The organism is Pseudomonas sp. P110(2024) (genome assembly GCF_057480795.1).
Map to the genome: position 1 here is coordinate 154,085 of NZ_JBLIYT010000012.1, position 12,824 is coordinate 166,908.

The 12,824-nt window shown below is 66.3% G+C and carries 12 protein-coding genes; 5 read left to right on the top strand and 7 right to left on the bottom strand.

Annotated elements, in window-relative coordinates:
• Positions 1-112: 112 nt before the first annotated feature.
• From AC25ND_RS20040 to AC25ND_RS20055, 4 genes are all read right to left on the bottom strand, one after another.
• Complete coding sequence (locus tag AC25ND_RS20040; protein ID WP_050707046.1) at positions 113-658, bottom strand: tetratricopeptide repeat protein; 546 nt, start codon at positions 656-658, stop codon at positions 113-115.
• A 197-nt stretch (positions 659-855) separates the two neighbouring features.
• Positions 856-2,139: a glutamate-1-semialdehyde 2,1-aminomutase gene (gene hemL, locus AC25ND_RS20045; protein ID WP_028690406.1), complete on the bottom strand. Its 1,284-nt coding sequence runs from the start codon at positions 2,137-2,139 to the stop codon at positions 856-858.
• Positions 2,140-2,156: 17 nt separating this feature from the next.
• Entirely contained in the window at positions 2,157-2,780 is a 624-nt protein-coding gene (thiE, locus tag AC25ND_RS20050; protein WP_028690407.1) for a thiamine phosphate synthase, read from the bottom strand.
• 14 nt (positions 2,781-2,794) lie between these two features.
• Positions 2,795-3,592: a hydroxymethylpyrimidine/phosphomethylpyrimidine kinase gene (locus AC25ND_RS20055; RefSeq protein WP_028690408.1), complete on the bottom strand. Its 798-nt coding sequence runs from the start codon at positions 3,590-3,592 to the stop codon at positions 2,795-2,797.
• 265 nt (positions 3,593-3,857) lie between these two features.
• Between AC25ND_RS20055 and AC25ND_RS20060 the strand changes: the two genes are divergently transcribed.
• The 4 genes from AC25ND_RS20060 to AC25ND_RS20075 all read left to right on the top strand — a co-directional run bounded on the left by AC25ND_RS20060 (position 3,858) and on the right by AC25ND_RS20075 (position 9,817).
• Positions 3,858-5,849 carry a sensor histidine kinase gene (locus AC25ND_RS20060; protein ID WP_486976545.1) on the top strand — a complete coding sequence of 664 codons (1,992 nt, stop codon included), beginning with the start codon at positions 3,858-3,860 and terminating at the stop codon, positions 5,847-5,849.
• 138 nt (positions 5,850-5,987) lie between these two features.
• Positions 5,988-7,640 (top strand): acyl-CoA dehydrogenase family protein, encoded by a 1,653-nt coding sequence (locus tag AC25ND_RS20065; RefSeq protein ID WP_062361975.1) that lies wholly within the window; start codon positions 5,988-5,990, stop codon positions 7,638-7,640.
• 77 nt (positions 7,641-7,717) lie between these two features.
• Positions 7,718-9,181 (top strand): AMP nucleosidase, encoded by a 1,464-nt coding sequence (gene amn / locus AC25ND_RS20070; RefSeq protein WP_028690411.1) that lies wholly within the window; start codon positions 7,718-7,720, stop codon positions 9,179-9,181.
• Positions 9,182-9,187: 6 nt separating this feature from the next.
• The gene (locus AC25ND_RS20075) at positions 9,188-9,817 is read left to right on the top strand and encodes a pseudouridine synthase (protein ID WP_028690412.1); all 630 of its coding nucleotides are present in this window, start codon (positions 9,188-9,190) and stop codon (positions 9,815-9,817) included.
• 59 nt (positions 9,818-9,876) lie between these two features.
• On the opposite strand, the gene AC25ND_RS20080 is transcribed toward AC25ND_RS20075, so the two are convergent.
• The gene (locus tag AC25ND_RS20080; protein WP_028690413.1) at positions 9,877-10,080 is read right to left on the bottom strand and encodes a DUF2788 domain-containing protein; all 204 of its coding nucleotides are present in this window, start codon (positions 10,078-10,080) and stop codon (positions 9,877-9,879) included.
• 53 nt (positions 10,081-10,133) lie between these two features.
• Complete coding sequence (locus AC25ND_RS20085) at positions 10,134-10,610, bottom strand: Lrp/AsnC family transcriptional regulator (protein WP_011535815.1); 477 nt, start codon at positions 10,608-10,610, stop codon at positions 10,134-10,136.
• Positions 10,611-11,080: 470 nt separating this feature from the next.
• Between AC25ND_RS20085 and AC25ND_RS20090 the strand changes: the two genes are divergently transcribed.
• On the top strand, positions 11,081-11,917 hold the full coding sequence (locus AC25ND_RS20090) for a DUF6515 family protein (protein WP_028690414.1): 837 nt from the start codon (positions 11,081-11,083) through the stop codon (positions 11,915-11,917).
• A gap of 21 nt (positions 11,918-11,938) precedes the next feature.
• Here AC25ND_RS20090 and AC25ND_RS20095 read toward each other — a convergent pair whose 3' ends face one another.
• Positions 11,939-12,808 (bottom strand): cation diffusion facilitator family transporter, encoded by an 870-nt coding sequence (locus AC25ND_RS20095; RefSeq protein ID WP_486976546.1) that lies wholly within the window; start codon positions 12,806-12,808, stop codon positions 11,939-11,941.
• Positions 12,809-12,824 lie beyond the last annotated feature (16 nt).

The following is a 12,824-nucleotide window of genomic DNA, read 5'->3' on the forward strand; positions in this document are numbered from 1 at the left end:
AAGCACTGAAACGATCAAGGGTCGGTGCGACGCTTCCGATCCGCGTGCCGATCATGGCAGGGCAAGTTGACGAAACGGTGATGCCGGTGGGCCGTGCAGGGGCCGGGGCGGCTTAGGGCAGGGGCGAGAAAGGCGTGCGACCTTCGGCGTTCTGCAGTTCCAGCAGGTATTTGCGGAAGATCTGGCCGAGCACCTGGGTGGCGTGCTCGAGCTCGTCGCGGGGCATCTGCTCGGTAACTTCGTCGGCCATGTCCAGGGCGTCTTCGGCGCCGTTGACCGCGGCGATCTTGAGCAGGATGTAGGCCTGCACGTTATTGGCCTTGACCCCTTCGCCATGGAAGAACATCGAGCCCAGGCGGTACTGGGCCTGGCCCTGGCCCTGCAGCGAGGCCTTTTCGAACCACTTGAGCGCCTTGTCGAGATGGCGCGGCGTGCCGCTGTAGTAGAACTCGCCCAGCTCGTACTGCGCTTCGGCATCCCCGGATTCCGCCGTCTGCTCGCAGGCCTTCAGGGCGTTCTGCAGGTCTTCGGGTGCGGTATCGAGCGTGCAGCGGCCCGTCGTTGGAATCAGCAACGAGTTTCCGCCCTCCGCCAAGGCCAGCAGAGGCTGAAGAAGCAACAGGCAGCCCAGGGTCAGGGCGCGGCCGGTGCGGTTCATGGGGATCGACTTACCTCTGCAAAGCTACGGCCAATGTCTCTGGTGGCACATTATGGGATAAGCAGCGCCTACCTTACAAAGTTTTACTCAGATTTCTACTGGGTTGGGGGAGCCAACTGATTGCGCATGGGGATTTATTGATGGTACTGACCTTTGCGGGAGCGGCAAGGCAGCTCCCACAAAGGGGGGGCCGCTATTTACTTCAGCGCAGCGAAGGCCTTTTCGGCGGCGTCCAGGGTGATCTGCAGTTCCTTGTCGCCATGGGCGATGGAGGTGAAGCCCGCCTCGAAGGCGCTTGGCGCCAGGTACACGCCGCCGTCGAGCATCAGGTGGAAGAAACGCTTGAAACGCTCGGCATCGCTGGCCATCACGTCGTCGAAGGTGACGATGTCGTCGGCACCGCTGAAGTACAGGCCGAACATGGCGCCCGCCTGGGTGGTGACGAATGGGATGCCGGCGGCATCGGCGCGTTGTTGCAGGCCATCGAGCATGCGGCTGGTGAAGGCGCTCAGCTCGTCATGGAAGCCCGGGCGGCTGATCAGCTTCAGGGTGGTCAGGCCCGCGGCCATCGCCAGCGGGTTGCCCGACAGGGTGCCGGCCTGGTAGACCGGACCCAGCGGGGCGATGCAACCCATGATTTCACGCTTGCCGCCGAAGCAGCCGACCGGCATGCCGCCGCCGACGATCTTGCCGAAGGTCGACAGGTCCGGGGTGATGCCGTAGTGGCCCTGGGCGCCACCCAGCGACACACGGAAGCCGGTCATCACTTCATCGAAGATCAGGACCACGCCGTGCTGGTCGCACAGCGTACGCAGGCCTTCGAGGAAGCCCGGCGCCGGGGGGACGCAGTTCATGTTGCCGGCCACGGGCTCGACGATGATGCAGGCGACGCTCTGGCCGACGTCGGCCAGGGTCTTCTCGACGGCGGCGATGTCGTTGAACGGCAGGGTCAGGGTGTGCTTGGCGAAGTCCGCCGGCACCCCGGCCGAGCTTGGCACGCCTTGGGTCAGCAGGCCGGAACCGGCCTTGACCAGCAGGCTGTCGGAGTGACCGTGGTAGCAGCCCTCGAACTTGATGATGGCGTCGCGGCCGGTGTAGCCACGGGCCAGGCGGATGGCGCTCATGGTCGCCTCGGTGCCGGAGCTGACCATGCGCACCATCTCCATCGACGGCACGATCGAGCAGACCAGGTCGGCCATCTCGGTTTCCATGGCGGTCGGCGCGCCGTAGGACAGGCCGTGCTCGAGTTGTCTGCGCACGGCATCCAGCACGTCGGGGTGGCCGTGGCCGAGAATCATCGGGCCCCAGGAACCGACATAGTCGACATAACGCTTGTCGTCCTCGTCGATGACGTAGGCGCCTTCGGCGTGCTTGAAGAACAACGGGGTGCCGCCGACGCTCTTGAAGGCGCGCACCGGCGAGTTGACGCCGCCGGGGATGTGTTTCTGGGCTTGGGCGAACAGGGCTTCGGAACGGGACATGGAGTCTTCTCTCGAAATCAGGAAACGAACAGGGCGTTGAAGGCGCGGGCGCGGCGGGTGACTTCCTGCGCGCTGTCGGCACCGAACAGGCCGTGGATCACCGCCAGCAGGTCGGCGCCATGGGCGACCAGCGGGGCGGCGTTGTCGAGGGTGATGCCGCCGATGACGGCGATCGGCAGCTTGACCTGGGCGCGGGCTTGTTCCAGCAGTTCGACGCTGGCGGCGGGCGCGCCCGGTTTGGTGACGGAATTGAAGAAGCGACCGAAGGCGACATAGCTGGCGCCTTCGCTGGCGGCCTGCTGCGCGAGGTCGAGGCTGGCGTGGCAGGTCGAGCCGATGATCGCCTGGCGGCCGAGCAGGGCGCGTGCCGGGGTGAGCGGGCCGTCGGTCTGGCCCAGGTGCACGCCGACGCCCAGGCGCGCGGCCAGTTCGGCGTCGTCGTTGATGATCAACTGGGTGCCGTAGCGTTCGCAAAGCTTGGTCAGCGCTTCAGCTTCGCGCAGGCGACGTCCGGCGTCTTCGCTCTTGTCGCGGTACTGCAGCAGGCAGACACCGCCTTCGAGTGCTGCCTCGACATGGCTCAGAAAACGGCCGGCGAGCAGCTGGCTGTCGGTGATGGCATACAGACCGCGGAGCGTCATCGGGTAGCCTCGAGTCAGGAACAGAAATCCAGGGGCAGGCGGCGCGGCACGTACTGGCCCTTGCCCAGTTGTTCGGCGTCGCGCAGGGTCCGCCAGGTGTAGTCCAGGGCGCTGCGCACGGCGCTGGTCAAATTTTCGCCCAGGGCCAGGCGGCCGGCCAGGGCGCTGGCCAGGGTGCAGCCCGAGCCGTGGTAGCTGCCAGGCAGGCGCTGGCAAGTCCAGGTGTGCTGCTGGTCGTCGCGGCTATACAGGCGGTTGTGAATTTCCACTTCGTCGCCGTGACCGCCGGTGATCAGCAGGTGTCTACAGAACGGCAGCAGCTTTTCGGCGCATTCGTCCGCGGTGCCTTCAGGCAGTTCCGCCAGGATACGCGCCTCCGGCAGGTTCGGCGTGGCAATGGTGGCCAGCGGCAGCAGGCGTTCGCGCAGCGCGTAGCCGACCTCGTCCTTGCCCAGGCGACCGCCGCCGCCGGCGCGCAGCACCGGGTCGCAGACCAGTGGCAGGTGCGGATGGGCGCCGAGCAGTTCGGCGACGGTGTCGACCATCTCGATCGAGCCGAGCATGCCCAGCTTCACCGCGGCCACCGTGGAATCGGCCAGCACGGCGTTGGCCTGGGCCAAGACCCACTCGCGGTCGAGCACGCGGAAGTCGGAAACGTTGACGGTATCCTGCACGGTCAGGGCTGTCACGGCGGGCGCGGCGTGACAGCCCTGGGCGATCAGGGCTTCGATATCTGCCTGCAGCCCGGCGCCACCACTGGGGTCGTGGCCGGAGAGACAGAGGACAACGGGGCGGGAGCTGTAGGTATTCATGGTCGGCGAGCTTATCACCAAACCTTTTTCTGCGGTTCGCTCGCGGCGAGAGAATTGCTGATCAAGTGGTCAGTTTGGCCTGGCTGTATATTCTGAAATATGCATTCTAGAGCCTCTGCATTCAAATTCTGGGTGGCTCATTGCCAGTGCTGGAGGCTATGCTAGAGTGCTCGGATAACTCGATAAATGGGTTCTGCTGGATCACGTCGTCTCAAAGGGATGGGAGGCAACCGCGACGCGACCGGACAGGCCATGCTGGGGCTGTATGCGCTATTTGCTGATTGTGCTTCTGGGCTGCTTGCCCGTGCTGGCCGGAGCGGTCGAATTCGACGACGCCACCGGACGCCTGCCGCTGGGTCGGTACATGCAGGTCTATGAAGACCACGATGGCAGCGCCAGCATCGCCCAGGTCAGTTCCGCGGCGTTCGCCGGGCGCTTCCAGGCGCATCAGGACGACGTGCTCAATGCGGGCTACTCCACGTCGGTGTTCTGGCTGCGGGTCGATCTTGCCTATGCCGCCGCCCCTTCGGCTGCGCCACGCCAGTGGCTGCTGGAACTCGCCTATCCGCCGCTGGATCACCTGGAACTCTACCTGCCGGATGCTCAGGGCACCTATCGCCTGGCCCGGCGCACCGGTGACGCGCTGCCCTATGCCAGCCGGGAGATTCGCCAGAACAACTACCTGTTCGAATTGCCGCTGCAGCCCGGCCAGGCGACCACCGCCTACCTGCGCCTGCACAGCCAGGGCTCGATCCAGGCGCCGCTGACTTTGTGGTCGGCCGAGGCCTACCTGGAAGACCAGCCCACACGCCTTTACGTGCTGGGCATGATTTACGGCGTGCTGCTGGTGATGCTGGTGTACAACCTGTTCATCTACCTCAGCGTGCGTGATGTCAGCTACCTGTACTACATCCTTTATATCGCTTCGTTCGGTCTCTACCAGGTGTCGGTCAACGGCGCTGGCATCGCCTATTTCTGGCCCGACAGCCCGTGGTGGGCCAACGCCGCCACTCCGTTGTTCATCGGTGCCGCCGGGCTGTTCGGCTGCCAGTTCGCCCGCCACTTCCTGCAACTTGGCAGCCTCAGCCGGGGCTTCGACCGCCTGCTCAAGGGGTTGATGGCCGGCGGCGCGCTGGTCATGGTGCTGGCAGTGAGCTTGCGCTACGGTGTGGCGCTGCGCATGGCCACGGTGTTGGCGCTGCTGTTCACCGTCAGTATCTTCAGCGCCGGGCTCTATGCCTGGTGGCGCGGTTTGCGCGTGGCGCGCTGGTTCATCATCGCCTGGACCGCCTTCCTCGTTGGCGGGTTGGTCAACACCCTGATGGTGTTGGGCTACCTGCCCAACGTGTTCATTACCATGTACGCCAGCCAGCTCGGCTCGGCACTGGAGGTAGCGCTGCTGTCGCTGGCCCTGGCCGACCGCATCAACAGCCTGCGCGAGCAGCAGGCACAGACCCTGCGCGAGACCGGGCGCACCCTGGAACAACTGAACCTGCAACTGGCGCGTAGCAACCGGCTCAAGGACGAGTTCCTGGCCACCGTGACCCATGAACTGCGCACGCCGATGAACGGCGTGATTGGATCGCTGGAGCTGCTGCATACCTTGCCCATGAGCGCCGAGCAGGCCCAGTACCATCGCACCGCCACAGGTTCCGCCCAGGACATGATGGCGATGGTCGATGACATCCTGATCCTCACCGAACTGCAGGCCGGGCGCCTGCGCAACCAGGGCATGGCGTTCAGCCTGCGACGCCTGCTCCAGGAGCTGCGCGCCGGCTATGCCAGCCAGGCGCTGGCCAAGGGCCTGTACCTGAGCCTGGACATCCCCGCCGACCTGCCCGACAGCCTCGTCGGCGATGCGCAGAAGCTCGCCCGCTGCCTCGTCTGCCTGGTGGATAACGGGCTGAAGTTCACCCATCAGGGCGGTGTCACCGTGCAGGCCCGTGGCCGGCGCACCGGGCCGGACAGCTTGGTCCTGAGCCTCACGGTCAGCGACAGCGGCATCGGCTTCGACGACCTGGACCAGGCGGTGCTGTACCAGCGCTTTTCGCAGGTGGACGGCTCGATGACCCGGTGTTACGGCGGGCTGGGCATCGGCCTGTCGATCTGCCGGCAACTGGGCGAGTTGATCGGTGCGCAGCTGTCCCATGAGTCGACGCCGGGGCTGGGCAGCCGCTTCGAGCTGACCCTGGCCCTCGCGGTGGCGCAGGTGCAGATACCGCCGACGCGTGCCGTTTCGGGGATGGAGCGCTTCTGACGAGTCCGTTGGTTACAGTGACTGCGCAGGGTTTGAGGGCGCGAAGCGCCCCCATGTAGTCCGTTTTGTCACTTTGACTCGAGGGCCTGCGGTGCTTCACTGGGTTATCCAGGCATGACCCGATCCAGGAGGCCGCCGATGAACCTGCACCAGTTCGCTGAAACCCACGAAGTCACCAACCAGCCGCCGTCCCTGGACGGCGCCAACCTGTATCGCCTCGATCAGCCCCTGCAGGAGTGGTCGCGCCGGTTCGGCGCCGGCTGGGCCGAATCGCGGATCGACGCCTACGGCGCCCTGGCCGGTGGTCCGCTGATGGCTGCGGGTTTCCTGGCCAATGCCCACAAACCCGAGTTCAGCAGCCATGACCGCTATGGCCACCGTATCGACCTGGTGGAGTTTCATCCCGCCTATCATCAGCTGATGCGCACCGCCGTCGAGCACGGCCTGCCCTCGCTACCCTGGGCCGAGCCAAGGGACGGCGCCCATGTGGCGCGGGCCTCGATGACCTACCTGCACAGCCAGGCCGAAGCCGGTACCGGCTGTCCGCTGACCATGACCTTCGCCGCCGTGCCGGCCCTGCGCTTGCAACCCGAGCTTGCCGGCTACTGGCTGCCGAAGGTCCTGGCCCGTGAATACGACCCGCGCAACGTCGGCGACCGGCACAAGGCCGGTGTCACCATCGGCATGGCGATGACAGAGAAACAGGGCGGCACCGATGTTCGCGCCAACACCACCCGCGCCTACCCGGTGGGCACGCCCGGCCCGGGCCAGCCCTATGAGCTGGTGGGGCACAAGTGGTTCTGTTCGGCGCCCATGTGCGACGCCTTCCTCACCCTGGCCCAGACCGACAAGGGCCTGAGCTGCTTCCTGCTGCCGCGCCACCGGCCCGACGACAACCGCAACCAGTTCTACATCCAGCGCCTGAAGAACAAGCTGGGCAACTGTTCCAACGCCTCCAGCGAGGTGGAGTTCCGCGGTGCCCTGGCCTGGATGATCGGCGAGGAGGGGCGCGGCGTGCCGACCATCATCGAGATGGTGGCCATGACCCGCTTCGACTGCATGGTCGGCTCCAGCGCCCTGATGCGCCAGGCCCTGACCCAGGCCGCGCACCACTGCGCCCACCGCAAGGTCGGCGGGCGCGTGCTGGCCGAGCAGCCGCTGATGCAGAACGTGCTCGCTGACTTGGCCCTGGAGAGCGAGGCCGCCCTGGCCCTGAGCCTGCGCATGGGCCAGGCCCTGGACCGCCTCGACGACCCGCAGCAGGCGCACTTTGCCCGCCTGGTCACGGCCGTGGGCAAGTACTGGATCTGCAAGCGCGCCCCCGGGATGATCAACGAGGCCGCCGAGTGCCTGGGCGGCGCCGGCTATGTCGAGGACAGCATCCTGCCGCGGCTGTACCGCGAGGCGCCGGTCAACTCGACCTGGGAGGGTTCGGGCAACGTGCAGTGCCTGGACGTGCTGCGGGCCTTGTCGAAGGAGCCGGGCGTGCTCGAGGCGCTGTTCTGTGAGTTGGGCGACGGCCATGGCGATCCGCGGCTGGCGGCGTTCATCGGCAACCTCAAGGGTGCCTTCGCCGATACCGGTGATATCCAGTACCGCGCCCGGCAACTGACCGAGGACATCGCCGTGGCGCTGCAGGCCAAGCTGCTGCTCGAGGCGGGCAATGCCACGGTGAGCGATGCGTTCATCGGCAGTCGCCTGGGCGGCGGCGGGCGGGTGTATGGCGCGTTGCCACGCGGCGTGGACGCCGAGGCGCTGGTGGCCAGGGCCACGCCTGCGTGGGCCGGGTAACGCCCTCGTGGGGGTGTATTTGCCCGGCAACGCAGGCAAGATGGCTGTCATGCATCCCCTAAGACAGGAAGCCCAGTGTGAGCCAAGCGTTTGTAGTCGTTGATACCCCCGAACAGGCCGTCGACCGTCTGGCGGCCCTGCATGAACAGGCCACCGGGGCCTTGAGCCAGGCCCTCAAGCGCTACCTCAAGGACCGCACCGAGCCGGGCGACGAGGAGCGTGCGTTGTTCCGCTACCCGGCACTGCGCCTGACCTACTCCAGCCAGGGCGAAGTCGCCGCCACCACCCGCGCCTACGCCAAGGTCCAGGTGGACGGCACCTACAGCGTCACCGTCACCCAGCCCGCGGCGTTCCGTGGCTACCTGCTCGAGCAACTGCGCCCGCTGATGCACGACTACACCGTGACCGTGGAAGTCGGCGTCAGCGAGCAGAACATCCCGTACCCCTACGTGGTCGACCAGGGCGACGAACTGGCCGGCAGCGGTATCACCGCCGCGCAACTGGCGCGGGTGTTCCCCAGCACCGACCTGTCGGCTGCCACCGACAACATCGCCGATGGCCTGTACGACTGGGAAAGCGCCGAGACCCTGCCGCTGGCGCTGTTCGACGCCGCCCGCGTGGACTTCTCCCTGCGCCGCCTGGTGCACTACACCGGCAGCGACTGGCGGCACATGCAGCCGTGGATCCTGCTGACCAACTACCACCGCTACGTCGACCAGTTCATCGCCCATGGCCTTGAGCAGTTGCGCGAGGACCCACGCTTCGTGCGCATGGTCCTGCCGGGCAACGTGGTCATCGAGAAGGGCATGGACAACGGCGAGGCCCAGGCCCTGGTCGCCAGCGTGGTCTGGCACCGCTACCAGATGCCGGCCTACCACCTGATCGCCGCCGACGGCGATGGCGTGACCCTGGTCAACATCGGCGTCGGCCCGTCCAACGCCAAGAACATCACCGACCACTTGGCGGTGCTGCGCCCGCACTGCTGGCTGATGATCGGCCACTGCGGCGGCCTGCGCCAGTCGCAGACCATCGGCGACTACGTGTTGGCCCACGCCTACATGCGTCGCGACGGCATCCTCGACCGCGTGGTGCCGCCGAACATCCCGATTCCGGCCCTGGCCGAGGTGCAGCTGGCGTTGCAGGAGGCGGCCGCGCAGGTCACCGGCGAGCGTGGCGAGCAGCTCAAGAAGCGCCTGCGCACCGGCACCGTGCTCACCTATGACGACCGCAACTGGGAACTGCGCTGGGCCCAGGAACGTCCGTTGATCAACCTGTCCCGCGCCGTGGCGGTGGACATGGAAAGCGGCACCATCGCGGCCCAGGGCTACCGCCTGCGCGTGCCGTACGGCACCTTGCTGTGTGTCTCCGACAAGCCGCTGCACAGCGAGATCAAGCTGCCGGGGTCGGCCAACGCCTTCTACAACCGCGCGGTCAGCCAGCACCTGAAGATCGGCATCGCCGCCCTTGATCTGCTGCGTACCGAGCTCAACTCGCTGCACTCGCGTAAACTGCGCAGCTTCGATGAGCCGCCGTTCCGCTGAGGATCCATGTCCCTGCCACCCCGTAGCACACCGCGCCGCCCTGCGGCGCGGCCCACCGGCCCGCGTCGCCAGCCCAAGGCGCCGCCGGCCGAGCCGCGCTTGATCCTGTTCAACAAACCGTTCGATGTGCTCACCCAGTTCAGCGACGGCGAGGGGCGGGCCACGCTCAAGGACTTCATCGACATCCCCGGCATCTATCCGGCCGGGCGCCTGGACCGGGACAGCGAAGGCCTGCTGCTGCTGACCAACGACGGGCGCCTGCAGGCGCGCATCGCCGATCCGAAGCACAAGCTGGCCAAGACCTACTGGGTGCAGGTTGAGGGTGAGCCGAGCGAGGAGCAGCTAAAGCGCCTGCGTGATGGCGTCGAGCTCAACGACGGGCCCACGTTGCCGGCCCAGGCGCGTCTGCTCGAGGAGCCCGAGCTGTGGCCGCGCAATCCGCCGGTGCGTTTTCGCAAGAGTGTGCCGACCGCCTGGCTGGAGCTGGTGATTCGTGAAGGACGCAATCGCCAGGTGCGGCGGATGACGGCGGCGGTGGGATTGCCCACCTTGCGCCTGGTGCGAGTGCGGATTGGCGACTGGACGATCGAGGGACTGGAGCAGGGCTGCTGGCGCGAGGTGCCGGCGCAGCTGTAACTGCAATTGGGGGGCATGTCGCGGGAGCAGGCTTGCTTCGCGAGGCCCCCTCAACGCCGCTACACCCCTTCGATAAACCCCACCACCACGCTCTTGATGATGAACGCCAGCACGCCAAGGCCCAGCACAAAGAACAGGATCAGCGTGCCAAAGCGCCCGGCCTTGGACTTCTTCGCCAGGTCCCAGACGATGAAGCCCATGAAACCGATCAGCACGGTGACCAGGACGATCATCATCCATTCTTCGAATACTGCGGGATCCATCGGTTCACTCCAGGCAGGTTGAGCCCCCGATCATACGCTGCACGCGCGAGGATTCAACGCAGGTGGGTCAATGGCAGTTCGGTGCTGGCCAGCACCTGGTTGAGCACGAAGCTCGAGCGCACGCTGGTCACCCCTTCGATACGGGTCAGGCTGCCCAGCAGCAGCTTTTGGTAGTGGTCCATGTCCGGCACCACTACCTTGAGCTGGTAGTCGGCGTCCATCCCGGTGACCAGGCTGCACTCGAGTACCTGAGGCAGGCTGCGAATCGCCGCCTCGAAGGTCTCGAAGCGCTCGGGCGTGTGCCGGTCCATGCCGATCAGCACATAGGCGGTCAGGCTCAGGCCGAGCTTCTTGCGGTCCAGCAGGGCCACCTGGCGCGAGATGTAGCCGTCGTCCTCGAGCTGCTTGACCCGACGTGAGCACGGGGAAGGCGACAGGCCGATGCGTTCGGCCAGTTCCTGGTTGGAGATGCGCGCATCGCGCTGCAATTCGGCGAGGATGCTCAGGTCGTAGCGGTCGAGCTTGCTCATGGAAAAGGCCTTTTCTGTTCGGATTGCTGCGAATTATCGATCCTGAGTGAAAAATTGCGCAAGCGCTATTTATCAGAGCAATCTTCGCAATCCTCTGCCCCGGCGTCTGGCCTATCTTTATCACCAGAATCACTGCCCGGACATCAGTCCACGGCGACGCGCCCTAGGCGGGCGGTCGCGGCCAGCCATCCAACAGGATCCGCCAGGCCCCCGGGCTACGCACTGTCCAGAAGACGGCGCGAGGTGAGCCGGTGCCACAAGCGCCGAGCACGGACGACAATTCCCGAAGGGAGGCCGCAGGCCTCCCTTTTTTATTGCGCCGCAGGCTACGCTTGCCAGGCCAGCGAGCAACCCATTCAGGCCTTTGAGCAATTGGCGCACCAGAATGTCGGCTAATTTAATCTGCCGGTCGCGTTCTGCGGAGTAGACTGCCGACGATAATGGCGGGTGTTTGCATCGAGAGGAACAACATGAGTTCGCGCATCTGGCGGTTGGCAGGTGTTGGTTTGCTGGGCCTGGGCATCAGCCTGGGCGCCTTGGCCGAAGGGCCTGGAGAAGGGCATGACGGTCATGGTGGCCAGCAGGAGCAGGGCGGTGGCGAACGGCGTGGCTCGCCGCTCAATTCGCGTGACGAAGTGCGTCAGACGCAACCGCCACGCCAGGGCTATTACCAGGACATTCCCCGTCGCTACGGCGATAACCGTCACTGGGAAGCGGGCGGTCCGGGTCAGCGCCCCGGTGGCGACTGGTCAGGTCGGCCCGATGGTCATGGCAATGGCTGGGGGCCAGGGCCGCAGTACCATCCCGGGCATACCGTCGACCGCTTCCCGGATCGCTATTGGAAGGTGCCGTACCGCGGACAGGACTACTTCTACTCCGGCGGCTACTGGTACCGCCCCCATGGCGGCGGCTACGTGGTGGTCACACCGCCCTACGGCGTGCGGGTCGGCTACCTGCCGCCCTACGCCCGTGAAGTGTGGCTGAGCGGTGCGCTGTTCTTCCTGGTGGCCGACACCTACTACCAGTACCTGGCCGACAGCCGCGAGTACGTGGTGGTCAACCCGCCCGCTGTGGCGCCTGCGCCAATACCGCAGCAGGGCGGCGGCTACGATGTGATCGCCTATCCGATGTATGGCCAGGGGCCGGAGCAGCAGGAGCAGGACCGCTATCAATGCCATCGCTGGGCGGTGAGCCAGTCGGGATTCGATCCGGCGACCGCCACCTATGCGCCGCCGGCCAATGTGGCGGACAACTATCGACGGGCCTTGGGGGCGTGCCTGAGCGGGCGTGGCTACAGCATCAATTGATGGCGCTTTTGCGATAACCGGCTACACCGGGTCGGCGTGGACCATCACATCGGCCCGTGGATAGCGCTGGCGAATGACCTGCGAGGCCTGCATGCACAGTTCATGAGCGGCATGCAGCGGCATGTCGCCGGGCAGCTCCAGATGCAGTTGCACGAACCACTGGCTGCCGGAGACCCGTGTGCGCAGGTCATGCACCCCCCTTACCCCGGGGATCGCCAGCACCACTTCGAGCATGCGCTCGCCGATATCGGCGGGCAGTTCCTTGTCCATCAGGATCGCCGTGCTCTCGCGGGCGATCTGCAGCGCGCTCCACAGGATGTACAGGGCGATCCCCAGGCCGAACAGGGCGTCGAGCTGAGGCCAGCCGTAGCGGGCCAGGAGCAGCGCCAACAGGATGCTGGCATTGAGCAGCAGGTCGGAGCGGTAGTGCAGCGAGTCCGCGCGCACGGCGGTGGAGCCGGTCAGGCGGATGACCTTGCGCTGGAGCGCCAGCAGCGCCACGGTCAGCGCCAGGGAAAGCAACATCACCGCGATGCCGACCGCGGTATCGCCCAGGGGCTCCGGCGACTTCAGCCGCTCCACCGCCTGCGCCCCGATCAGCACCGCGCTGACCCCGATGAACAGCGCCTGGGCCATGCCGGCCAGGGCTTCGGCCTTACCATGGCCGAAACGGTGGTCGTCATCGGCCGGGCGCAGCGCGTAATGCACCGCCAGCAGGTTGAGGAAGGAGGCGGCGGCATCCAGCGCCGAGTCGGTCAGCCCGGCCAGCAGGCTGACCGAGCCGCTCAGCCACCAGGCCACGGCCTTGCTCAGCACCAGGATACAGGCGACGCTCAGCGAGGCGCGGGTGGCCAGGCGCAGCAGGCGTTGGTGTTCGGCGGTGGCGGTCATGCGCAGGGGATCATCC

Bases quoted from the DNA above. Each gene is read 5' to 3' on its own strand.
- AC25ND_RS20055 (WP_028690408.1), bottom strand. From the start codon at position 3,592: ATGAATACCTACAGCTCCCGCCCCGTTGTCCTCTGTCTCTCCGGCCAC.
- AC25ND_RS20090 (WP_028690414.1), top strand. From the start codon at position 11,081: ATGAGTTCGCGCATCTGGCGGTTGGCAGGTGTTGGTTTGCTGGGCCTG.
- AC25ND_RS20065 (WP_062361975.1), top strand. From the start codon at position 5,988: ATGAACCTGCACCAGTTCGCTGAAACCCACGAAGTCACCAACCAGCCG.
- AC25ND_RS20095 (WP_486976546.1), bottom strand. From the start codon at position 12,808: ATGACCGCCACCGCCGAACACCAACGCCTGCTGCGCCTGGCCACCCGC.
- AC25ND_RS20085 (WP_011535815.1), bottom strand. From the start codon at position 10,610: ATGAGCAAGCTCGACCGCTACGACCTGAGCATCCTCGCCGAATTGCAG.
- AC25ND_RS20075 (WP_028690412.1), top strand. From the start codon at position 9,188: ATGTCCCTGCCACCCCGTAGCACACCGCGCCGCCCTGCGGCGCGGCCC.
- AC25ND_RS20060 (WP_486976545.1), top strand. From the start codon at position 3,858: ATGCGCTATTTGCTGATTGTGCTTCTGGGCTGCTTGCCCGTGCTGGCC.
- hemL (WP_028690406.1), bottom strand. From the start codon at position 2,139: ATGTCCCGTTCCGAAGCCCTGTTCGCCCAAGCCCAGAAACACATCCCC.
- AC25ND_RS20080 (WP_028690413.1), bottom strand. From the start codon at position 10,080: ATGGATCCCGCAGTATTCGAAGAATGGATGATGATCGTCCTGGTCACC.
- thiE (WP_028690407.1), bottom strand. From the start codon at position 2,780: ATGACGCTCCGCGGTCTGTATGCCATCACCGACAGCCAGCTGCTCGCC.
- AC25ND_RS20040 (WP_050707046.1), bottom strand. From the start codon at position 658: ATGAACCGCACCGGCCGCGCCCTGACCCTGGGCTGCCTGTTGCTTCTT.